Genomic DNA, 23300 nt, shown 5'->3' on the forward strand with positions numbered 1-23300 from the left:
CATGTCCCTTCCTTTCTTATATTCAAGGACTATCTCCGCTCCATGCTCAGCCTAGAAGAAGCCCAGTCGCGCGCGCAGGATCTGGTGAGCGCAGCGCGCCAGGCAGGTGCGGATGCGGCCGACGCCATCTATGCCTGCAACGCGTCGACCAATGTGTCGGTGCGTCTGGGCGCGCTGGAGGATGTCGAGCGGTCCGAGGGCGAGGAAATCGGCCTGCGGGTCTTCGTCGGCCAGCGTTCCGCCAGCATTTCCGCGTCGGACATGAATCCGGCGACGCTGGAGACTCTGGTCGAACGCTGCATCGCCATGGCGCGCGAGGCGCCGGAAGATCCCTATGCGGGCCTCGCGCCGGAGGATCGGCTGCTCAGGAAGCGTCCGCCCTCGCTTGACCTCACCGACGAGGAAGAGCCGGAACCGGCCGCCCTGCGCGAACGCGCGCTGATCGCCGAGGAAGCCGCGCGCGGCGTGCCGGGCATCACCAACAGCGAGGGTGGCGGCGCGGCGAGCGGCCGCAGCCAGGTTGCGCTCGCGACCAGCCATGGCTTTGCCGGCGCCTATGCCGGAACCAGCCATTCGACCTGGGCCAGCGTGCTGGCCGGCGCGGGCGCGGACATGCAGCGCGACCATGCCAGCCACAGCGTCCGCCATCTGGAAGATCTGGACGATGCCGAGGCGATCGGCATCCGCGCCGGCCAGCGCGCGGTCGCCCGGCTCAATCCGGTGAAGGTCGAAAGCGGCATCATGCCGGTGATCTTCGATCCGCGCATCGGCTCCAGCATGATGGGCCATCTGATCGGCGGCATGGTCGGTCCGGCGATCGCCCGTCGGTCGAGCTTCCTGCTCGACATGCTGGGCCAGGCGATCTTCGATTCCGGCGTTACGATCATCGACGATCCGCTGCTGCAGCGCGGCCTGCGCTCGCGCCCCTTCGACGGCGAGGGGCTGCCGGTCGAGCGGCGCGCGCTGATCGACAAGGGCGTGCTGACAGGCTGGTTGATGGACAGCGCCTCGGCGCGGCAGCTGGGCCTCGAACCCACCGGCCATGCCAGCCGCGGCGGCGCGGGTGCGCCGGGGGCCAGCGTGACCAATGTCCATATGGAAGCGGGCAGCGTGTCGCCCGGCGATCTGATGGCGGACGTCAAGCGCGGCCTCTACGTCACCGAACTGATCGGCATGGGCGTCAACGGCGTCACTGGCGATTACAGCCGGGGGGCGGCCGGCTTCCTGATCGAAAATGGTGCGGTGGCCCATGCCGTGTCGGAAATCACCATCGCCGGCAATCTCAAGGACATGTTCCGGGCGCTGGTGCCGGCCAACGACCTCCAGTTCCGCTACGCCATGAACGTGCCGACGCTGCGCATCGACGGGATGACCGTTGCCGGAGGCTGATCCCCATTTACGCGCGGTCGTGTCCGCCGTGGCGGACGCGGCCGATCATGCGCTGACCCTCTGGGCCAATGGCGACACCCGCGTGCGCCAGTGGGAGAAGGTGCCCGGTCATCCGGTGTGCGAGGCGGACCTGGCGGTCGACGCCATGCTCCGCCAGCGGCTGGCGACGATCGATCCCGAAGCCGGTTGGCTGTCGGAGGAGACGGCTGACACGGTGCATCGTTTGGGGGTCTCGCGCGTCTGGGTGGTCGATCCGATCGACGGCACGCGCGACTATCTGCGCGGCCGGCCCGGCTGGTCGGTATCGGTGGCGCTGGTCGAGGATGGCGCGGTCAGGCTCGGCATATTGGCCGCGCCCGCACGCAACGAATTGTGGATCGCGCAGGCGGGGCGAGGAGCGACCCGCAACGGCGTCACTCTGCGCGCGGGATCGCGCACGGAACTGCCCGGCGCACGCGTCCCGGCCGACCAGCTGCCGCGTGTCGATCGCGATCTGACGGTGGTGGAAAAGCCCAACAGCATCGCGTTGCGCATGGCGATGGTGGCGGCCGACGAAGCCGATCTGGTCGCCACGGTCCGCTGGGGCAATGAGTGGGACGTCGCTGCGGCGGCATTGATCTGCACCGAAGCGGGCGCATCCGTCTCGGATGCCTTGGGCGATCCGCTGCTCTTCAACCGGCCGCAGCCTACGGCTTTCGGCCTGCTCTGTTCCGCGCCCGGTATCCATGCCGCCGCGCTGGAACGACTGACCCCGCGTGCCAAAGAGATTCTCGGCTGCGATTAACTTCCGGGCGCGCAACGATTGATGGTTTCGGACGGCAACATGTCCTTCAGCCGCGCGCGCACGACCTTGACCCAGATCCGATAGCCCCGCGGGTTCATATGGACCCCGTCCGGCTGGTAATTGTCGCCCATCCGGCCGTTGACCAGCAGTGGAGTGGTGATGTCGCCATAATAGACCCGCTGCGCGTGCGGGATGAGCCGCTGGGCAGCCAGATTGAACAGCCGCTGGTCGGGCAGAAATTTCGCCCGGCCGGGGCTGGGTTTGGCCGACAGCAGCAGCACGGGCACGTCCCCCAGCAAATGGGTGCGCAGGTCGAGCAGGGTCGCAAGCTGCCGGACCACGGTGCGCACCGGTACGCTTTCCGCGATGTCATTTTCTCCGACATAGAGGATGATCGCCTGCGGGCGACCTTCCCTTGCCGGCCGGATATTGGCGAAGCGGGGAATGATGTCGCTGAGCGTTGCGCTGTTGATTCCGCGGTTGCGGACCTTCCACGGTGTCATGTCCCGATCGAGGCTGGTCCAGCGATGGATGGATGAGCTGCCGACGAACCAGAGCATGCAATCGCCGTCGGATGGCTGGGCGTCCGGCAGGGTCGCCGTCGCCTGCCGATAATATTGGCTTGCCTTCCAGCCACCGAAAATAGCGCCGAAGACGAGCAGGGGGACGGCGATCTTGGCGAGGGGGGTATCGAGCTTCGACAATCCATTCTCCGCGAAAAGCTGCGATACCATAAGCTTATTGTGACTGCCTTGCCAAAAGATTACGCCGTCATGAGTTGTTCACCAATTGCGTTAAGTTGATCTTCGTTCCGCCTTCCTATCTTCCAAGATGGGGCAAGGAGTCGGGGGTGGACAAGAATCCGTCAGTGGATCTGCTGAAGGGCGTGCTGATCCTGCTCGTCATGATCGGCCACGCCATGGAGATCACGCAGCATCAGCATCCGATCCTGTGGATCGGGGCGGGCTTCCGTATGCCGCTCATGATCGGGATATCGGGCTATCTGCTCAACGTCACCGCCCTGCGCAGCGCATCGACACAACAATTATTCGGCCGTTATGGCCGGCGGATGCTGATCCCCTGGGGCGTCGCCATGCTGGTCTATGTCTTCACGGGCGGATGGCCGATGGGATGGATCGCGGCGATCGACCTGTTGCTGCAGCCGCCCTTTCATCTCTGGTATGTGCCGGTCCTCTTCTTCCTGGTCATGCTGACACGGCTGATACCGTTGCAGCCGATCCTGCTGCTCACCATCGGCGCGCCCGTCAGCCTGGCGATCATGGCCGGATTCGGGCCGGACCATGGTGCGATCGGCGCCGGGGCGCTGGCATTGGATAACCGCTTCCTGCGCTATCCGGTCTATTTCTTCTTCGGCATGCTGATGGCCGAGCGCGGCATGCCGAAACGCTATCTGGCGGTGGCGCTGCTGGTCGCCGCGCTGGGTATGGGCTGGTGGTCCGGACTGGCGCGGGGAGTCAGTCCGCTGACACTGATGGCGGCGCGCCTGCTGATGTGCCTGGGGTTGATCGCGCTGCTACCGGCATTGTCATCGTTGCGGCTGCGTGTCGCGCCGCTCAATGCGATCGGGCGGGACAGCCTGTTCTTCTATCTCTGGCATCCGCTTGTCATGGCATTGCTGGTCGCGAACGGCGCAGGGGCGGAGGCCATGCTGGCCCTGTCAGTACCAGGCCTGTTCCTGGCCGGCCGGGCGAGCGCCCGCTTCCCCGCGCTGGGACAGTTGCTGGGGAGCGCGCCGATGCGGCGCGCGCCCGTGGCTGTGGCCCGTCCCTTGCCGCAGGCGGTCTAGCGCCTCACAGCTTCCCATATTTGGCTTCGAAGCCGGCGACATCGCCCGCAGCCAGATATTTGGCCTGATCGATCCATTGATCGCGAACCGGGCGCCCCTTGAAATTGCCGAGCTTGCCGTCGATCGTGGCGATGTCGGCGTCGGACCAGGCGGCGATCTGGGCATAGCGGGTGACGCCCAGTTCGATCAGCAGCGTCTTGAGCTTGGGGCCGACGCCCTTGAGCTTGAGCAGGTCGTCGATCTCCGAAGCGGGCGCCACGGAAGCGGTTGCGGGTGCCGGAGCGGGCGTCGGTTCAACGACAGGTTGCGGTTCGGGGGCGACTGCGACTGGTACCGGCGACGGCGCGATCGGATCGGCTACGGCCGGCGCCACCGGCGGTTGCACGACAGTCGGCGTTTCCGGCGGGGTATCGACCAGGGGCTGCGGCGCAGGGGGAACAATCGGCTCCATCGGCACGTCGGCGCCGGACTTGTTCTTACCCGACAGCAGGAACACCAGGCCGATGATCACCAGCAGCCCCACCAGCAGCCACAGGCCATAGTCCATGAAGAATTCCTGCATCGCGCATCACCTCCCTTGTTTGAGTGCCTGTTTGCGTATCGGCGCCTATTTAAGGATGCTAACGCTTGAGGGGCAAGAGCGTCACGCCTTTTCGCGCGCGACCTCCCGCCAACCGATGTCCCGGCGGCAGAAGCCGGTGGGGAAATCGATCGCATCGACGGCGGCATAGGCGGCGGCCTGCGCCGCGCTCACCGTGTCGCCCGTCGCGGTGACGTTCAGCACGCGCCCGCCACTGGCGACCAGCGCGCCATTCTTGTCGGCGGTGCCGGCGTGGAAGACCTTCGCGCCGCCCTTCTCCGCCGCTTCGATTCCCGTGATCGCGCCGCCCTTTTCAGGCGTGCCGGGATAGTTGTTGGCGGCCATGACGATGGTGAGCGCGGTGCGATCGGCCAGCGTCACCGGTCCCTGCTCGGCCAGCTTGCCCTGCGCCACGGCAAGCAGCAGCTCCACCAGATCGCCGTCGAAACGGGTCATCAGCACCTGGCATTCGGGGTCGCCGAAGCGCGCATTATATTCGATCAGCTTCGGCCCTTCGGCGGTCAGCATCAGGCCCGCATAGAGCACGCCCGAATAGGGAATCCCCTCGGCCGCCAGCGTGTCGACGGTCGGCTTGATGATCTTTTCCAGCACCTCCGCCTCCAGTTCGGGCGTCAGCACGCGGGCCGGGCTGTAGGCACCCATGCCGCCGGTATTGGGACCGGTGTCGCCGTCGCCGACCCGCTTATGATCCTGCGCCGATCCGAAGGGCAGGATCGCGCTGCCGTCGGTAAGGGCGAAGAAGCTCGCTTCCTCGCCGGTCATGAATTCTTCCAGCACCACTTCCTCGCCCGCCGCCCCGAACGCGCCGGAGAACATGGAATCGAGCGCCTCCAGCGCCTCTTCACGGGTTTCGGCGATGATCACGCCCTTGCCCGCCGCGAGGCCATCGGCCTTGATCACCACCGGCAGCGTGAAGTCGTCGAGCGCGGCGATCGCGCCATCCTTGCTGGTGACGCGGAGATAGGCGGCGGTGGGGATATCGGCGCGCTTGCACAGATCCTTGGTGAAGCCCTTGGAGCCTTCCAACTGCGCCGGCTTCTTGTTGGGACCGAAGACGGCGACGCCCATCGTGCGCAGATTGTCGGCCAGGCCATCGACCAGAGGCGCTTCCGGCCCGATCACGACCAGACCGATCGAATGGCGGATGCAGAAATCCAGCACCGCGCGATGATCGGTCGGATCGAGGTCGACCAGTGTGGCGTGCTGCGCTATGCCGGGATTGCCGGGCGCCGCGTACAGCGTCTTGAGGGCCGGCGATTGCGCCAGCTTCCACGCCAGCGCATGTTCGCGGCCGCCGCCGCCAAGCAGAAGGATGTTCATGTCGCCCATGTCCCCGGAAATTGATGCCTATGACAGTTCGGGCCGCCTGTTAGCCGAGGAACGCGCGGGCGACAACGCGCCGCCGCTTTCGGTCAGCGAATTGTCGGGATTGCTGAAGCGCACGGTCGAGGACCGGTTCGGCCATGTCCGGCTGCGCGGCGAGATTTCGGGCTTCAAGCGGGCGGCGTCGGGGCATCTCTATCTGGCGCTGAAAGACGACAATGCCGTCATCGACGGGGTGATGTGGAAGGGCGGGGCGCAGCGCCTCGCCTTCCAGCCGCAGGATGGCGTGGAGGTGATCGCCACCGGCAAGCTGACCACCTATCCGGGGCGATCCAAATATCAGATCGTGATCGACCGGATGGAACTGGCCGGCGAAGGCGCGCTGATGGCGTTGCTGGAAAAGCTGAAGGCCAAGCTGGCGGGCGAAGGGCTGTTCGCGCCCGAACGCAAGAAGGCGCTGCCGTTCCTGCCGCGCACGATCGGCGTCGTGACGTCGCCCACGGGCGCGGTGATCCGCGACATTCTCCATCGGCTTGAGGATCGCTGCCCGACCAATGTGCTGCTCTGGCCGGTGCTGGTGCAGGGGCAGGGCGCGGCCGAGCAGGTGGCCCGCGCCGTCCGCGGCTTTTCGGCGATGGACGGCAGCGGCCCGCTGCCCCGGCCCGATCTGGTGATCGTCGCGCGCGGCGGCGGGTCGATCGAGGATCTGTGGAGCTTCAACGAGGAAATCGTCGTCCGCGCCGTCGCCGACTGCACCATCCCGATCATTTCGGCGGTGGGGCATGAGACCGACACGACGCTGTGCGACTATGCCGCCGACCGTCGTGCGCCGACGCCCACCGCCGCCGCCGAAATGGCGGTGCCGGTGCGCGCGGAACTGCTCGCTGGCTTGAGCGAAATGGGCCTGCGGGCCGGGCGCGCGGTGCGCCGGGGGGCGGTGCAGGCGCGCGAACGACTGGAGATGCAGGCGCGGCTGATGCCGACGCCCGATATGCTGCTCGCGCCGCAGCGGCAGCGGCTGGACCAGTTGTCCGATGGCCTCGTCAACGGGCTGCGCCATCGCCTCGCCGATGCGCGCGCGCATCTGGGGCAGGCGGGCGGCGCGTTGCGCCCGGCGCTGCTGCGCCAGCATGTGACGCGGGCCAGCGAGCGGCTCGACCGGCTGAAGCTGCGGCCCGACTATCTGTCGCGCGCCCTGTCCGACCGGGCCACCGCCTTCGACCGGGTATCGCGCCATTTCGCCTCGCTCAATCCCGACCTGCCTTTGCAGCGCGGCTATGCGCGGGTGATGGCGGCGGGCCAGCTGGTGCAGTCGGTCGTGGCGGCGCAGGCGGCGGGCCAGGTGACGCTGCACTTCAAGGACGGGACGGTCGACGCCGCGGTCGGAGATGTGTCGGCGCCGCTTGAGAAGCCGGCCATCGCCTCTATATCCGCTGCAGCCCGTCCCATTCGTAAAGTGCGCGGGACGGAGGAAGGGCAGCAGCAGGATCTTTTTTCCTGATGCCGGTGCTTAGAGCAGATTGCGATCCGATTGCATCGGCTCGACTGCTCTAAGCCTTTGTTTACCGCGTTTTCCGAGTCAGCAAGTGATTCCACCTGCTTGGAAAACGCTCAAGAAGGCCGATTGACCATGTTGATGTCCAACCGCGACCGCGTCGCCCGTCTCCATTATATGCCCTACAGCTTTCGCGTGCTGCAGGCCGGGGATCATGTCCTGTGCGCCGTCACCGGGCAGAGGATCGCGCTGGAGGATTTGCGCTACTGGAGCATCGCGCGGCAGGAACCCTATGCCAGCGCCGAAGCCTCGGCGCAGGCGGAACTGAAGGCTGCGCGCGCCGGATGAGGCGGATTGCCGTTGCAGCGCTTCTGGCGGGCTCGATGCTTCTGCCGTCGGGCGGTGCTGCGGCGCCTGCTGTTCAGGCTGCGATAGCCGCTGACCTACGACTGGATGGTTCGCTGATTCAAGGCGGAGCCGTTACCGGAACCGCGCCGACGGGGACGGTTGCCCTGTATCTCGACGATCAGCTGGTGCCGGTCGATGCCGATGGCCGCTTCCTGATCGCTTTCGACCGGGACGCGAAACCCAGCGCTCGTCTGGCGGCGCGTTTGGCCGATGGCCGAACGATCGAGCGGCAACTGGCGATCGCCCCCCGCGACTGGCGGATCGAGCGCATCAACGCACCGATGCGTCCGACCAGGAACAGCGAGGCCTTCATGGCGCTGCGCCTGCCCGAACTGGAAGCGATCGAGAATGCCCGCAAGATGGTGACGGACGCGCAGGGCTGGCGCCAGCATTTCATCTGGCCGCGCACCGGCCGCATTTCCGGCCTGTTCGGATCGCAGCGCATCTATCAGGGGCAGCCGGGCGCCTATCATGGCGGCGTCGATATCGCCGGCGCAACGGGGACGCCGGTGATTGCCCCGGCGGACGGGGTCGTGATCCTTGCGGCTGCGGACAAGCCCTTCACGCTCGAAGGGCACCTGCTGATGATCGACCATGGCCATGGCCTCAACAGCGCCTTCCTGCACCTGTCGCGGATCGATGTGAAGCCGGGCGACCATGTCCGCCAGGGCCAGCAGATCGGCGCCATCGGCGCGACCGGTCGCGCGACCGGCCCGCATCTTCACTGGGGCATGAAATGGAATGCGGCGCGGATCGATCCGCTGCTGATCGCCGGGCCGATGCCGCAATAGGGAGCGCGGATCAGCTGACCCGCTTCATCCGCACGGCCCGGCCACCCTCGACCTTGCCCATGAAGCTGCCTATGGCGGCGCGGCGAATCTCGATCGTCTGGCCGACCTTGGGATCGCGCCCGTTAACGGCCTCGGTCGTCATCCACTGTGCGCCGTCTTCGAGCGTGATCTGCCACTTGCCATAGCCGATGCCGCGCAGCGAGGCGATCTTTGCCTGGATATGGCTGAAGCCTTCCTCTTCCTTCGCCTCATCCTTGTCGTCGCCGTCTCCCAGGAAGGGCAGTTTGGGGAAGGCGAAGCCGAACAGCGTCTTGCGCGTCTTGTTGAGCTCGCTCTTGTCCAGCACGACCACCTCGTCACGTTGCGAGGCCGTTTCCATCGCTCCGACCTGCTGGTCGAAACAGGCAAGGCGCTGGGTGTCATCGGCGATGCTGCGGCACTGAAGCAGATTCGTGAAGATTTCGGGCTTGGGCTGCTGCCTGGAAGCGGCCATGGCCTGCCCCGTGGTCAGGCAGAGGGGAAGTATCAGCAACCAGCCATTCTTGCCGTTCATCTCCACAGTCTCCTTCGCCCAAGCCATCTAGGCCCTTAGCATGCACCCGCCGGAACCAAGGTCAATATGAGCGTTGCCCGCCGGTCGCCCACCTTGCGAGCCACAATCCATCCTCTTTGCGCGGAATGTTTGCATTAATGCTACAGGTGTTTGTAAATTCGTGAAACAATCTTGCAACACGTTCGTAAAACAGCGGTGTTCGCGGCTTGTTGCATTTATGATACAGCGCTGCCCAAAAGCGGCTTTTCGGCTTTCCCCCTGCTTTACAGCGCCATGAACCCCGCGCAGGTTCCCGCAATCCATGTGGGGGGACGCTGTCGGGCACCATTCCCTTCATATGCGAAAGCTAATGGCACTAACCTGCCAAACTCCAGAGCAAGGGACTGGACAGTGAAGACATTTTCGAAAAGGGCACTTCTGCGTGCCAGCGCCGCTCCGGCGATCCTGAGCGCGTCGCTGATCGCGACCGCAGCGTTCGCGCAGGACGCGCCGCAGGGTGCGGAGGCCGAAGCCGGCGATACCATCATCGTCACCGGCTCGCTGATCCGCAATCCGAACCTGGTTCGTTCGACCCCCGTCACGGCGACCACCTCGGATCAGATCGAACTGAAGCAGAATAATACCGCAGAAGAAATTCTGCGCGAGATTCCGGGCGTCGTTCCCAGCATCGGTTCGGCGGTCAACAACGGCAATGGCGGCGCTTCGTTCGTCGACCTTCGCGGCCTGGGCAGCTTCCGCAACATCGTTCTGCTGAACGGCGTGCGCCTGACGCCGGCCGATCTGCGGGGCCGTTTCGACCTCAACAACGTCCCTGTCGCCCTGATCGAGCGTGTGGACGTGCTGACCGGCGGCGCTTCGACGACCTACGGTGCCGACGCGATCTCGGGCGTCGTGAACTTCGTGACCAAGTCGGACTTCTCCGGTGTTGAAGGCACGGTCTCGAACCAGCTGACCGAAGATGGCGACGGCAATTATTTCCGCGCGGACGTGACCATCGGCGGCAATTTTGACGACGGCAAGGGCAATGCCGTGTTCAGCATCGGCTATCAGCAGGCCGACCCGGTATATCAGGGCGCACGCAGCTTCTCCGTCAACCAGATCGACTCCTTCACCGGCGGTTCGGGCGGTTCGGGTACGTCGGTCCCCTCGCGCTTCTCGGGCGTGAATTCGCTGGGTCTCGACACCATCACCGATGGCTGCGGCGGCACTGGCCAGCCGGCCTGTGCGGTCACGCAGGGCACGCGTCAGGTCAATGCGGCCGGCAATGCCTTCCGTCCCACCAGCGCGTTCGACGCGTTCAACTTCAACCCCTACAACATCTTCCAGACGCCGTTCGAACGCTTCAACATGTTCGGCCAGGCGCGTTACGAGATCAGCGACGCGGTCGAGGTCTATACGCGCGGCGTCTTCTCGAAGAACTCGGTCAAGACCATCATTGCGCCGTCCGGTTCGTTTGGCGTGGCGGTGACCGTTCCGCTCAGCAACCCCTTCCTGACCGACGCGCTGCGTAATGGCTTCTGCCAGTTCGACACCAATCCGGGCGCCGGCTACACGCCGCGCTTCTCGGCGGCGGAGTGCGCGGCTGCAGCGACGGCAACCGACCCGAACGATCCCAACTATCGTGAAGTCACCACCCAGCTGTCGCGTCGCGCGACCGAGGTCGGCCCGCGTATCAGCGAGTTCAAGACCACCTATTTCGACTATAGCGCTGGCTTCCGCGGCGGCATCACCGACACCATCTCGTGGGATGTCTTCGGTTCGTACGGCGAAAGCGAGAATGTGCAGTCGCAGACCGGCTACACTTTCAATTCGCGCGTGGTCGATTCGCTCTATGCGACCAACACCACGTCCTGCTTGCCCGGCACGATGGACGGTTGCGTCCCGGCCAACTTCTTCGGTCCGGAAGGTTCGCTCACGGATGCGATGACCAACTTCCTGACGGCTGGTCGTACGGCGTCCACGGTGTCGACCGTTACGTCGATGGCGCAGGTTCGCGGCACCATCTCGGGCGATCTCGGCTTTGCCATTCCGTCGGCATCCGATCCGGTCGCGTTCGCGATCGGCGGCGAATATCGCAAATATAAGGCGTCGCAGGTGTCGGATCTGCTCTCGCAGTCGGGCGATCTGGGCGGCGCCGGCGGTGCAGCCCCGAACATCGCTGGCGGTTACGACGTTTATGAGGCCTATGGCGAACTCGTCGTGCCTCTCGTGCAGGACAAGCCCTTCTTCCAGAGTCTGACGTTCGAAGGCGGCCTGCGCTATTCGAGCTACACTATCGACGCTCCGGGCAAGCCGGGCTTCAATACCACGACCTGGAAGGCTGGCGGCAGCTGGGAACCGGTCGATGGTTTCAAGGTTCGTGGTAACTATGCCCATGCCGTTCGTGCGCCCAACATCTTCGAACTGTTCAACCCGCGTACGACGAACCTGACCAATCTAGCGACCGATCCCTGCGCTTCGCTGGATGACGAAGGCAATGTGATTGCGCCGGCGCCGACCGGGGCCATCCGTGATGTCTGTATCGCTCAGATCGTCGCTGGTGGTGCATCGGCCGCTCAGGCGGCAGGTCTGCTCGGTACCATCGGCGTGCCGACCGCTGGCCAGGCCAATGCGACCTTTGGCGGCAGCACGGAAATGAAGCCGGAAACCTCGAACAGCTGGACGCTGGGCGTGGTACTGCAGCCGGCCGCGTTGCGCGGTTTCTCGGCTACGCTGGATTATTACAACATCGATATCAAGAATGCGATTACGGAGCCGACCCCCGGCGACGCCATCCATGCCTGTTTCGATAATCCCAGCACGTCGAACGATGCCTGCACCGTCATCGTCCGTAACGCGCTCACGGGTCAGCTGAGCGGTGATCCGAGCGATACGCCCGGCCTGTTTCTGCCGACCACCAACCAGGGCAAGCTGCGCACCCGCGGCCTGGACCTCAGCCTGAACTATTCGAAGGACATCGGTTTCGCGAAGCTGGCGCTCAGCTTCGTCGGCAACTATACCCTCGACGCCAAGTTCCAGGCGATCCCGGGTTCGGTGTTCCGTGAATGTGTCGGCTATTACAGCGTCAACTGCGCGTCGATCCAGCCGAAGTTCCAGTGGTCGCAGCGCACCACGCTGGGCTTCGAACAGTTCGACATCTCGCTGCTGTGGCGTCATATCGACGGCGTGAAGCAGGAACCGCTGGATGCTGACACTAGCGATCCGTTCGCTTCGGGTCCGGCCTATTCGGGTCCGGTTGCAGCTCTGGGCGGTAAGGAAGTCAATTTCGGCAAGATCGACTCCTATGATTATTTCGATCTGACCGGACGGTTCATCGCCAATGACAATGTCACCTTGACGTTGACGGTCCAGAACCTGCTGAACAAGAAGCCGCCGATCGTAGGCAACACCATTGGTTCGACCACGTTCAATAGCGGCAATACCTATCCGTCGACCTACGACGCGCTCGGTCGTCGTTATGCGGTGTCGGCCAAGTTCAACTTCTGATCGACCTGACAGGCAAGTAAAAGGAAAGGGCCGGTGGAAACACCGGCCCTTTTTCAAGCAGCGCGGAAAGCGGAGAGAGCCAGCCTCAATCCAGCAATGGTCGGGGCAATGCCATCGGAATGGCGGCGTTGGTGGCGAGGACGCGGGTCCAATGCGCGACCTTCTCCACTTCGTCCTTGAAGGTTTCGAAATCGCGCCGGGCCTGGCTGGCCCGCTGGCCATCGGCAAATGCCGCGCCGCTCTTGGCATCGCACGCGAAGACGGGGCCGGCGACGATCTTCTCGATCGTCGCTTCGTCCATCGCCAGCCCGAACAGCCGCGCGAGCCTCGCCAGACTTTCCTTCGGCCGGGCGACCAATGTCTCGCTGTCGAGTGTAGCCACCCTGTCGCCAAGCTGGTCGGCCAGCATCGCGAACTGCCGCTGCTGCGCGAGCCAGCCGACGGCGGCGACCTGGATGTCCGTCAAGCCAAGATACTGGTCCGGGACGATCCCGATCGGCGCCAGCATGCCTTCCAGCATCAGCTTCTGGAACAGGTCGCGGACCCACAATCGTCCCCACATGCCCTTGCGGGCGATCGAGGCGAGATACATGTCGAGCGGTGCATGCAGCAGCAGCGCGCGTGCCTGCGGCCGCAGCCCCATGATGCCGGGGATCAACGGATTGACGATGTTGGAGGGCTTGATCACCACCGCCTCGCCGGGCGCGAACGGCCGCGCCAGCAAGCGCATCCCTTCGTCCAGCACACGCGCCACCTCCGGCCCCTTCGCGCCGCGGTGTCGCCAGCCGATCAGGTCATTGAGCAGCACGGGTTCCTTGAGACCCATCGCCACGCCAGGATGGTCGAAGGCGGCGGCAAGCAGCGTCGAGCAGCAATAGGCCGAATGGAAGATGAAATGGATCGCCCCCGGCGCGGCGGCCTGCGGCATGGCGTCGGTCCGGCGCACGACCAGCGGCTGCCCCTGCTGCTCCAGATGCTCATCCGTCAGGAACGGGATCGTGCCATGCTGTTCGCGCGGGACATGGCGCATATGAAAGGCGTCATGGCCCGGATCGTAGCGATGGGCGAGCCATTCGGCATCGGCCATGGCATTGCGGAGGGAGGAGGCGCTCATGAGCCAAGCCTTCGCATGGCTGACTTGTCCGTACAAGCTGGCGCGATTTCACCCACTTGCCACGGCTTCGGCGTCTGATAGCCTGACATGTCAAGGCGGGGGGCATATGGACGCGAATGTCGGACGGTTGTTGCAACAGGCGGTGGAGGCGCGGCGGCATGGCCGCGTTGCGGAGGCCGAACAGGCGTTGGGCGAAGCGTTGCGTCGCCAGCCGGGGCAGCCGCAAGCACTCAACCTGCTCGGCCTGATTGCCCTCGACCACAGCGATTTTGCCACCGCGCGCACCCATTTCCACGCAGCCACGCAGGCCGATCCTGGCGAGGCAGCTCTCTGGATGAATGTCGCCTCCGCCGAGCGTGGCCTTGCCGATGCCGAAGGCGAGCGCGGCGCGCTGGCGCAGGCGATCGCGATCGACCAGCGCAATTTCATGGCGCAGTTGCGCCTGGCGCAGTTGCAGCAGCGGCTCAACGAAGCGCAGCCCGCCGCCGACAGCTGGGGCAAGGTGCTGGCGATGGCGGCCGGGATGACGGACATCCCGCCAGCGCTGGCTGCGACATTGGATGCCGGGCGCCAGTTCGTCCGCGACCATAATGCGCGCTTCGCCTCCTTTGTCGAAGCGGGCGTGGCGGAGACGCTGGAGGCATCCGATGCACTCGCCCGGCGGCGGTTCCAGACATGTCTCGACCATGAATTCGGGCGGCGCTCGGTATATCAGAATCACTGTTCCGGACTGTATTATCCTTTCCTTCCGGCCGACGAGTTTTTCGATCGCGCGCATTTTCCCTGGATGGCGCAATTGGAGGCCCAGACGGATGGGATCCGCGCAGAGTTTCTGGCGCTGGTGGAAAAGCAAGGGGCCTCCGTCCGGCCCTATGTGCGGCAGGATGCGGGAACACCGGAGAATAAGTGGACCGCGCTCGACGGATCGCTCGATTGGGGTGCGGCTTTCCTGTGGGAATATGGCGCGCGGAACGAGGCCGTCTGTGCTGCCTGTCCACAGACGGTGGCCGCCCTGGAGGCGTTGCCGCGCGCCGACATTCCCAGACGCGCGCCGTCGGCCTTCTTCTCGCTGCTCAAGCCCGGAAGCCATATCCCGGCGCATACCGGCGTCACCAACACCCGCGCCATCATTCATCTGCCGCTGATCGTGCCGCCAGGTTGTTTCTTCCGAGTGGGCGGGGAGACCAGGGCATGGGAAGAAGGCAAGGCCTTCGCCTTCGACGACACGATAGACCATGAGGCCTGGAACGAAAGCGAGCATTTGCGCGTGGTGCTGATCTTCGACGTGTGGAATCCGCATTTGTCGCTTGAAGAGCAGCAATTATTGAAGCAATTCTATGCCACGGCCGATGCCAGCAAGACGAAGGACGTCCCGGCGAGCATCTGATCGACGGCAGGATCGCGATCATCGCGTCCGCCGCCTTTCTGGGAGACTTCTAGTGCGTGCTTTGAAGGCAGTAATCGCGTCCAGCCTGTTCATGATCGCCATGCCTGCGCTGGCGGAGGACAAGCCAAAGCTGGACCGCAACGATCCCAATGCAGTGCGCTGCAAGCGGCTCGACGTCACCGGTTCGCTGGTGCGCAAGGAGCGCATCTGCAGGACCAATGCGGAATGGCGCGTCATCAGCGAACAGCAGAATCGGGACGCTGACGACCTGATCACCCGCAGCCGGGCTGGGATGAATCCCAGCGGTTGAAGTATCGGCGGCTTTGCTCAAGCATAAAAGGCCCGCCACTTCCTGCGGCGGGCCTTTTCGTTCACGCGACGCTGAGCTTCAGCGCGCCGTCGCCATCCTCGACACGGACGGTTGATCCGTCGGGCACTTCGCCGCGCAGGATCAGGTCCGCCAGCGGATCCTGCATGTAGCGCTGCACCGCCCGCTTCAGCGGCCGCGCGCCATAGACCGGATCATAGCCGACCCGGCCGAGCCAGGCCCGCGCGCCTTCGGTCAGATCGAGGGCGATCTTGCGATCCTTCAGCAGCTTGCCGATGCGCGCGACCTGGATATCGACGATCGGGGCCATATGGTTCGCGCCCAGGCGGTGGAACAGGATCACCTCGTCCAGGCGGTTGAGGAATTCCGGACGGAAATGGGCGCGGACCACGTCCATCACCTGGTCCTCGACCTTCTCCACCGGTTCATCGTCGCCAAGCCCGGCAATATATTGGCTGCCGAGATTCGATGTCAGCACGATGATCGTGTTGGTGAAGTCGACCGTGCGGCCCTGCCCATCGGTCAGCCGGCCGTCATCCAGCACCTGGAGCAGGATGTTGAACACGTCGCCATGCGCCTTTTCGACCTCGTCGAACAGCACGACCTGATAGGGGCGGCGGCGGACGGCTTCGGTCAGCACGCCGCCTTCCTCATAGCCGACATAGCCCGGAGGCGCGCCGATCAGCCGCGCGACGCTATGCTTCTCCATGAACTCGCTCATGTCGATGCGCACCATCGCTGAGTCGTCGTCGAACAGGAAGCCGGCCAGCGCCTTGGTCAGTTCGGTCTTGCCGACGCCTGTGGGGCCGAGGAAAAGGAAGCTGCCGAGCGGCCGGTTCGGATCCTGTAGGCCCGCCCGGCTGCGGCGCACGGCGGTCGACACGGCCTTGACCGCATCGGCCTGCCCAATGACGCGCTGGCCCAGCACTTTTTCCATGTTGAGCAGCTTTTCACGCTCGCCCTCCAGCATGCGGTCGACCGGGATGCCGGTCCAGCGGCTGACGACCGAGGCAATATCCTCGCTCGTTACCTCCTCGCGCAGCATTGCGCCGGCCGAGGCGGTCTGCGCTTCCTCCAACTGCTTTTCGAGCGCGGGGATGGTGCCATATTGCAATTCGCCCGCCTTGCCATATTCGCCTGACCGCTGCGCCTGTTCCAGCTGGATGCGCGCGGCGTCCAGTTGCTCCTTCAACCTAGCTTCGCCCGCGATCTTGTCCTTTTCCGCCTGCCAGCGGGTGGTGAGTTCGGCGGACTGCTCCTCCAGATTGGCGAGATCGGCTTCGAGATTGGCGAGCCTGTCCTTCGACGCAGTGTCGCTTTCCTTCCTCAGCGCCTCGCGTTCGATCTGGAGCTGCATGATGCGGCGGTCGAGATTCTCGATCTCTTCCGGCTTGCTCTCCACTTCCATGCGGATGCGGGACGCGGCCTCGTCCATCAGGTCGATGGCCTTGTCGGGCAGGAAGCGGTCGGTGATGTAGCGGTTGGAGAGGGTCGCGGCGCTGACGATCGCGGCGTCGGCGATACGGACGCCATGATGCGCCTCATATTTCTCCTTGATGCCGCGCAGGATGGAGATGGTGTCCTCCACCGTCGGTTCGCCGACGAACACCGGCTGGAATCGCCGCTGGAGCGCGGGATCCTTCTCCACATATTTGCGATATTCGTCGAGCGTGGTCGCGCCGATGCAATGCAGCTCGCCGCGCGCCAGCGCGGGCTTGAGCAGATTGCCCGCATCCATCGCGCCCTCGGACTTGCCAGCGCCGATCAGCGTGTGCATCTCGTCGATGAAGAGGACGATCTGGCCGTCTGCGCCCTTCACTTCGTCGAGCACGCCCTTCAGCCGCTCCTCGAACTCGCCGCGATACTTCGCGCCCGCAATCAGGCTGCCCATGTCGAGCGCCATCAGCGTGCGGTCCTTCAGTGTGTCGGGCACGTCGCCATTGGCGATGCGCAGCGCCAGGCCTTCGGCGATGGCGGTCTTGCCGACGCCCGGTTCGCCGATCAGCACCGGATTATTCTTGGTGCGGCGGGCGAGAATCTGGATGGTGCGGCGGATTTCCTCGTCGCGGCCGATGACCGGGTCGAGCTTGCCGGCACGCGCCGCTTCGGTCAGGTCGCGGGCGAATTTCTTGAGCGCATCATAGCGATCCTCCGCGCCCGCGGTGTCGGCGGTGCGGCCGCCGCGCAAAGTGTTGATCGCGGCGTTGAGCGCCTCGGCCTTCACGCCCGCCGCCGCCAACGCCTTGCCCGCCGCCGTGGTGGTGGCGAGGGTGAGGGCCAGCAGAAGCCGCTCGACCGTGACGAAGCTGTCGCCCGCCTTGGCCGCGACTTGCTCGGCGCTGTCCAGTACGCGCACGACGTCATTATCGAGGCCCGGCGTCTGCTGCGCGCCGCTGCCCGATACGGATGGCACCTTTGCCAGTGCCGCATCGGTTTCGCGCAACGCCACGGCGGCGTCGCCGCCCGCCGCCTTGATCAGGCCGGACGCCATGCCCTGCTGATCTTCCAGCAGCGCCTTCAACAGATGTTCCGGGCTGATCCGCTGATGGCTCATGCGGATCGCCACGGTTTGCGCCGACTGGAGGAAGCCCTTGGCGCGATCGGTGAATTTTTCGAGGTTCATGTGCATCCACTCAAATTGATAGCGGCGATGTAGTGTTGCTCAAAAACCACACAAGAGGCGATGCGCAATTTCCTTATTTGGGCGCCTTGGCGGCATCCGGCGCGAACAGGTCGCCGAAGAAATCCTTGGCGAACCATAAAGGCGGGGTGTCGCCATCAGCCATGGCGCGGGTAATGCGGTAATTGGCCTCGGCAAAGCGCGCGCCCGCTCTCCAGTCGATCTTCTGCATCATGTCGTCGCCGGGATGATGATAGGCGCCGCCCAGAAACGCGTCCCACGCCTTCTCACCGCCATTGGCGAAACCGGTGGCGAGGAAGACGGCGGGCACGCCCTGCTTGACGAACATATAATGGTCGGAACGGACGAAAATCGTTTCCTGCGGCATCGGGTCGGGCGACAGCTTCACGCCCATCGGCGCGACCGCCTTGGCGACGATCGGTCCCAGCGTCGAATGGTCCGCGCCGAAGGCGACGACGTCGGTGAAGGGATAGAGCAGCAGCGGCATGTCGAGGTCGACATTGCCGACGATCTGCTTGACGGGAACGGATGGGTGACGGGCGAAATAATCCGCGCCCAGCAGCCCCTTTTCCTCAGCCGTGGAGGCGAGGAAGATGATCGAGCGGCGCGGCTTGTCCGGGGATTGCGCCATGGCGCGCGCGACTTCCAGCATGGTCGCGATGCCCGCGCCATTGTCCAGCGCGCCATTGTTGATCCGGTCCTTATCTGCCGGATCGTCGGGTTTCGCCGGGCTGATGCCGATATGGTCGAGATGGGCGGACAGGACGACATACTCATCCTTCAGCTTCGGGTCGCTGCCGGGCAGGATGGCGACGACATTGGGGCTGGTGACGCGCTCGCTGACGGTGTCCGCCTTGATCGTCACGCTCGTCTTGAGCGCGAAGCCCTTGGGCTTGCCGCCCGCCTTGTCGGCGGTCTTGCGGATCGCGGTGATGGTCGTGGGCGCGCCGGCGAACACGGCTTCTGCCGCCGGATCGTTGAGCGCGGCGGAAGCGCGCAGCCCCGGTGCGGCGTTGAAGGGGACGCCTTCGGGCGAGACCCAGGTGAAATCGGGTTCGTCGGCGAACTGCGCCATGCGCGCCCAGGGGCGGGCCTTCATCGACTGGATGGTGCCAAGCGACAGCATGCCGATCGCGCCATGCGCTTCGGCGACCTTGCCCTTGGTCGCGGACAGATGCGCGCCTTCCTCGCTCGGCAGTCCCTTGGGATAGCCGCGCAGGGTGACGACCATTTTCCCCTTCACGTCCAGGCCGGCATAATCGTCGAGGCCGAGGCGCTTGTTTTCGAGGCCATAGCCTACGAAGACCAGCGGCGCGGTCACGTCCAGATGCGGCTCGGCGGCATTGATGCCGACGATGACGTCACCAGCATGGGCGAAGCTCTTTGCACCGCCCGCGCCGGTGACGGTCAGGGTGGCGGGCGTCTTGCCGAATTCGGTCTTCTGGAAGGTGATGCGCTGGAGCCAGCCATTCTGATCGCCGGCCGGCTTGAGGCCGAGGCCGTCAAACTGGCTGGCGACATAACGGGCGGCGATCTCATGCCCCTCGCTGCCGGTATCGCGGCCCTTGAGCAGATCGTCGGCGAGAAATTCGACATGGGCGCGCATGGCGGCGGGCGTGAAGACGGGATCGGCGGAAGACTGGGCCGACAGGGCGGCAGGGATCACGAGGGCGGAGGCGGCAGCCAGCAGGGCCAGGCGTTTCATGGCGGAAGGGACTTTCTGGTCAGATATTATGGCGACAGGATTGCCGTCCCGCGAAACGTCTGTCCACCCTTTGCGTATTGCACGCCTATCACGCCTCGCTATGGTGCGGACCATCGTGGCGCGTTCGTCGCCGCTTGGTCCGTAGCTCCTGCCAGAGGCCTTTCATGACCCTTTCCTCCCTGTCCCGCCGGCTGCCCCTGCTGATCGGCCTCTCCGCGCTCGCCCTGATGCCGGCGACCCAGGCCATGGCCCAGAGCGCCGTGGCGGCGGTGGCGCCCGCGCCGCTGTCCAGCCTCGTGTCGAAGGTCGACATTCCCTATGAGGAATTTCGCCTGCCCAACGGGCTGCGGGTGATCGTCCATACCGACCGCAAGGCGCCGGTGGTGGCGGTGTCGATCTGGTATCATGTCGGCTCGCGCTTCGAGCCTGCGGGCAAGACCGGTTTCGCCCATCTGTTCGAACATCTGATGTTCTACGGCTCCGAAAATGCCGATGGTCCCTTCTTCGGGCGGCTGGAGGATATCGGCGCGACCGACTGGAACGGCACGACCTGGTTCGACCGCACCAATTATTTCGAGACGGTGCCGACCGGCGCACTCGACCGGGCGCTGTTCCTGGAATCCGACCGCATGGGCCATCTGCTGGGCGCGGTGACGCAGACCAAGCTCGATACCCAGCGCGGCGTCGTGCAGAATGAAAAGCGCATGGGCGAGAATGAGCCTTATGGCCTGGTCGAATATGCTCAGCTCGCCGCGCTGATGCCCGAAGGCCATCCCTATCGCCACTCGACCATCGGATCGATGGCGGACCTCAATGGCGCGAGCCTGGCCGACGTCCAGAACTGGTTCAAGACCCATTATGGCCCGAACAACGCCGTGCTGGTGCTGGCGGGCGACATCGACGTCGCGACCGCCAAGGCGAAGGTCGGCAAATGGTTCGGCAACATTCCCGCCGGTCCCGCGCCCAAGGATGTGGACGCGACCGTCCCGACCCTGGCCAAGGATGCCGAGGTCACGATGCACGACAATGTCGCCGCGACCCGCCTCTACCGCAACTGGGTGGTGCCGGGGGTCAATTCGGCTGACCTGCAACAGCTCGACCTTGCCATGACGGTGTTCGGCGGTCTCGGCTCGTCGCGGCTCGACAATGCGCTGGTGCGCGACGAGAAGGTGGCGGTCAGCGTCAAGGCCAGCATCCAGCCGTTCGAGAAGCTGAGCCTGGCCGAGATCACGGTCGACGTGAAGCCGGGCGCTGACCCGGTGGCGGTGGGCAAGCGGCTGGACCAGCTGCTCGCCGATTATCTCGCCAAAGGACCGACCGCCGATGAAGTGCTGCGCGCCGCGACCCAGCAGGCGTCGGGCACGATTTCGGGCCTGGAGAAGGTCGGCGGCTTTTCGGGCAAGGCAGTGACGCTGGCCGAGGGCGCAGTCTATTCCGACGATCCGGGCAAATATAAGAAGGATCTCGCCGTCTATGCGAGCGCGACGCCGCAGAGCGTGGCGGCGACGGCGCGCAAATGGCTGGGCCGGCCGGTGCTGCGCCTGACGGTCGCGCCGGGCGAGCGGAGCGCGGCGGACAATGCGCTGGCCGGTAACGCGACGGCAGGCGGAGCGGGTCACAAGCCCGCCTTCTTCCGTGATCCGCAAGCGGCTGCACCTGCTGCGGCCACGCCGCCGGCGCCGACGAAGATCGCCGAGCCGCCGATCGAGCCGGTCAAGGATCTGGACTTCCCCGATGTCGAGCATGCGACGCTGAAGAACGGTATCAAGGTCGTGTTCGCGCAGCGTACCGCGGTGCCGACCGTGCGCGTCTCGGTCGCGTTCGACGCGGGTAACGCGGCCGACGACCGGGCGAAGCTGGGTACGGCGGGCCTCACCACCGCATTGCTGGACGAAGGCACGACGACGCGGTCGTCGGTGCAGATCGCCGAGGAGCAGGAGCGGCTGGGCGCGTCGATCAGCGCAAGCAACAGCATGGACCGCACTAATGTCGGCCTGTTTGCGCTCAAGCCCAATCTCGACGCGTCGCTGGGCCTGCTGGCCGACGTAATCCGCAACCCCGCCTTCGCACCGGCCGAGGTGGAGCGCCTGCGCGGGCAGGTACTGACCCGGATCAAGGCCGAGAAGACCGAGCCGATGGCGATCGCCCAGCGGATGCTGCCGCCGCTGCTCTATGGGCAGGCGCATCCCTATGGCATCCCCTTCACCGGTTCCGGCACGGAAAGTGGCGTCAAGGCGGTGACGCGGGCGGACCTGACCGCCTTCCACGACAAATGGCTGCGACCCGACAATGCGACCATCTTCGTCGCGGGCGACACGACGCTGGCCGAGCTGCTGCCACTGCTGGAAAAGCGTTTCGGCGACTGGAAGGCGCCGACCGTGGCGAAGGGCGGCAAGCTGTTCCGCATGGACCGGATGATGCGCCCGTCGCGGATCATCCTGATCGACAAGCCGCAAAGCCCGCAATCGCTGATCCTGGGCGGCCTGCTGACCAACAAGGCGGGGACCGACAATCCGGTGACGTTGCTGACCGCCAATGAAGTGCTGGGCGGCAGCACCACGTCGCGCCTGACCATGGACCTGCGCGAGACAAAGGGCTGGGCCTATGGCGCGGGCACGGCGCTGCCCGGCGTTCGGGAAACCATCCCGCTGTTGGTCTATGCGCCGGTCCAGACCGACAAGACCGGGGAATCGATCGTTGCCGCGCGGCAGGACATTAAGGACTATCTGACCACCAAGGGCACGACCGAGGCGGAGCGCAACCAGACCATCAATAGCCAGATCCTGTCGCTGCCCGGCAGTTTCGAGACGTCGTCCGATCTGCTGAGTGCAATGATGCGCAACGCCCTGATCGGCCGGCCCGACGATTATTATGAGACGCTGCCCAAGGTCTACCGCGCCATGACCGCGGCGGACTTCGACAAGGCCGCGCGCGAGGCGATCAACCCCGACCGGCTGATCTGGGTCGTGGTGGGCGATGCGAAACTGGTGCGGCCGCAGCTTGACGCGGTGGGTCTGCCGGTGGAAATGGGCACATTGGCTGATTGACGCCAACGTAAAGGAGAATGGACATGGCAGCAGTGGATGGCGCCTATGATTGCGTGGCGAAGACCCCGATGGGCGACCAGAAGGGCGTGTTCACCGTCATCAGCAGCGGCGATCGCTTCAACGGCACCTTTGCCGGCATGATGGGATCGCTGGACGTGGTCGACGGCAAGGTCGACGGCGCGAAGCTGACGTGGAAGATGGAAATGACCATGCCCATGCCGATGACGCTGGAATGCGAGGCCGACGTGGCGGGCGACGCCATCACCGGCACGATGCAGCTGGGCGCGTTCGGCGCGTCGGCCTTTACCGGCACGCGGCGGGCCTGATCCCGATCCTTCGCTTCGAGAAGGAAGGGAGCGTGGCTTGCCCGCTTCCCGACCCGCTCGAAGCGGACGGGCCTTGCAACGGGTCCGATTGCATTCTTTGCAAACGAGACAGCGA

Annotated in this window: 18 protein-coding genes; 11 read left to right on the forward strand and 7 right to left on the reverse strand. The window is 65.1% G+C overall.

Annotation, left to right across the window (positions count from 1 at the left end; genetic code table 11):
* Positions 1-42: 42 nt before the first annotated feature.
* Together DM806_RS23495 and DM806_RS23500 are read left to right on the forward strand one after the other, a co-directional pair.
* Entirely contained in the window at positions 43-1389 is a 1347-nt protein-coding gene (locus DM806_RS23495) for a TldD/PmbA family protein (RefSeq protein WP_179045577.1), read from the forward strand.
* Positions 1376-2173 (forward strand): inositol monophosphatase family protein, encoded by a 798-nt coding sequence (locus tag DM806_RS23500; protein WP_179045578.1) that lies wholly within the window; start codon positions 1376-1378, stop codon positions 2171-2173. The genes DM806_RS23495 and DM806_RS23500 overlap by 14 nt, the downstream gene beginning before the upstream one ends.
* Here DM806_RS23500 and DM806_RS23505 read toward each other — a convergent pair.
* Positions 2170-2877, reverse strand: coding sequence for a GDSL-type esterase/lipase family protein (locus DM806_RS23505; protein ID WP_256869452.1), 708 nt, complete (start codon positions 2875-2877; stop codon positions 2170-2172). The genes DM806_RS23500 and DM806_RS23505 overlap by 4 nt on opposite strands.
* Before the next feature lie 146 nt (positions 2878-3023).
* Here DM806_RS23505 and DM806_RS23510 point away from each other — a divergent pair, with 146 nt between their 5' ends.
* Positions 3024-3980, forward strand: coding sequence for an acyltransferase family protein (locus tag DM806_RS23510; protein ID WP_179045580.1), 957 nt, complete (start codon positions 3024-3026; stop codon positions 3978-3980).
* 4 nt (positions 3981-3984) lie between these two features.
* On the opposite strand, the gene DM806_RS23515 is transcribed toward DM806_RS23510, so the two are convergent.
* Together DM806_RS23515 and purD are read right to left on the reverse strand one after the other, a co-directional pair.
* On the reverse strand, positions 3985-4542 hold the full coding sequence (locus DM806_RS23515; RefSeq protein WP_179045581.1) for a hypothetical protein: 558 nt from the start codon (positions 4540-4542) through the stop codon (positions 3985-3987).
* Between the two features lie 81 nt (positions 4543-4623).
* Entirely contained in the window at positions 4624-5901 is a 1278-nt protein-coding gene (gene purD / locus DM806_RS23520) for a phosphoribosylamine--glycine ligase (protein WP_179045582.1), read from the reverse strand.
* Positions 5902-5908: 7 nt separating this feature from the next.
* On the opposite strand from purD, the gene xseA reads away from it, so the two are divergent.
* The 3 genes from xseA (at position 5909) to DM806_RS23535 (ending at position 8598) form a co-directional block, all read left to right on the forward strand.
* Positions 5909-7405: an exodeoxyribonuclease VII large subunit gene (gene xseA, locus DM806_RS23525; protein WP_179045608.1), complete on the forward strand. Its 1497-nt coding sequence runs from the start codon at positions 5909-5911 to the stop codon at positions 7403-7405.
* A gap of 129 nt (positions 7406-7534) precedes the next feature.
* On the forward strand, positions 7535-7747 hold the full coding sequence (locus DM806_RS23530; RefSeq protein WP_179045583.1) for a DUF2093 domain-containing protein: 213 nt from the start codon (positions 7535-7537) through the stop codon (positions 7745-7747).
* A gap of 35 nt (positions 7748-7782) precedes the next feature.
* Positions 7783-8598: a M23 family metallopeptidase gene (locus DM806_RS23535; RefSeq protein WP_256869453.1), complete on the forward strand. Its 816-nt coding sequence runs from the start codon at positions 7783-7785 to the stop codon at positions 8596-8598.
* Between the two features lie 10 nt (positions 8599-8608).
* Here the strand turns inward: DM806_RS23535 and DM806_RS23540 are convergent, their stop codons facing one another.
* On the reverse strand, positions 8609-9151 hold the full coding sequence (locus tag DM806_RS23540) for a hypothetical protein (RefSeq protein ID WP_179045585.1): 543 nt from the start codon (positions 9149-9151) through the stop codon (positions 8609-8611).
* 390 nt (positions 9152-9541) lie between these two features.
* On the opposite strand from DM806_RS23540, the gene DM806_RS23545 reads away from it, so the two are divergent.
* Positions 9542-12637 carry a TonB-dependent receptor domain-containing protein gene (locus DM806_RS23545; protein WP_179045586.1) on the forward strand — a complete coding sequence of 1032 codons (3096 nt, stop codon included), beginning with the start codon at positions 9542-9544 and terminating at the stop codon, positions 12635-12637.
* 85 nt (positions 12638-12722) lie between these two features.
* On the opposite strand, the gene DM806_RS23550 is transcribed toward DM806_RS23545, so the two are convergent.
* A complete protein-coding gene (locus DM806_RS23550; protein ID WP_179045587.1) occupies positions 12723-13751 on the reverse strand; it encodes a hypothetical protein in 1029 nt (342 codons plus the stop codon).
* Positions 13752-13857: 106 nt separating this feature from the next.
* Here DM806_RS23550 and DM806_RS23555 point away from each other — a divergent pair, with 106 nt between their 5' ends.
* A complete protein-coding gene (locus tag DM806_RS23555) occupies positions 13858-15138 on the forward strand; it encodes an aspartyl/asparaginyl beta-hydroxylase domain-containing protein (RefSeq protein ID WP_179045588.1) in 1281 nt (426 codons plus the stop codon).
* Between the two features lie 91 nt (positions 15139-15229).
* On the forward strand, positions 15230-15448 hold the full coding sequence (locus DM806_RS23560; RefSeq protein WP_179045609.1) for a hypothetical protein: 219 nt from the start codon (positions 15230-15232) through the stop codon (positions 15446-15448).
* A gap of 61 nt (positions 15449-15509) precedes the next feature.
* Here DM806_RS23560 and clpB read toward each other — a convergent pair whose 3' ends face one another.
* The gene (clpB, locus tag DM806_RS23565) at positions 15510-18089 is read right to left on the reverse strand and encodes an ATP-dependent chaperone ClpB (protein ID WP_179045589.1); all 2580 of its coding nucleotides are present in this window, start codon (positions 18087-18089) and stop codon (positions 15510-15512) included.
* A 73-nt stretch (positions 18090-18162) separates the two neighbouring features.
* Positions 18163-19812, reverse strand: a complete 1650-nt coding sequence (locus DM806_RS23570; RefSeq protein WP_179045590.1) for a M28 family metallopeptidase — start codon at positions 19810-19812, stop codon at positions 18163-18165.
* A gap of 164 nt (positions 19813-19976) precedes the next feature.
* Between DM806_RS23570 and DM806_RS23575 the strand changes: the two genes are divergently transcribed.
* Together DM806_RS23575 and DM806_RS23580 are read left to right on the forward strand one after the other, a co-directional pair.
* Positions 19977-22859: a M16 family metallopeptidase gene (locus tag DM806_RS23575; RefSeq protein ID WP_179045591.1), complete on the forward strand. Its 2883-nt coding sequence runs from the start codon at positions 19977-19979 to the stop codon at positions 22857-22859.
* Between the two features lie 23 nt (positions 22860-22882).
* On the forward strand, positions 22883-23185 hold the full coding sequence (locus DM806_RS23580; protein WP_179045592.1) for a hypothetical protein: 303 nt from the start codon (positions 22883-22885) through the stop codon (positions 23183-23185).
* Positions 23186-23300 lie beyond the last annotated feature (115 nt).

Origin of the sequence: Sphingobium lactosutens (assembly GCF_013393185.1) — a bacterium.
GTDB lineage: Bacteria > Pseudomonadota > Alphaproteobacteria > Sphingomonadales > Sphingomonadaceae > Sphingobium > Sphingobium lactosutens_A.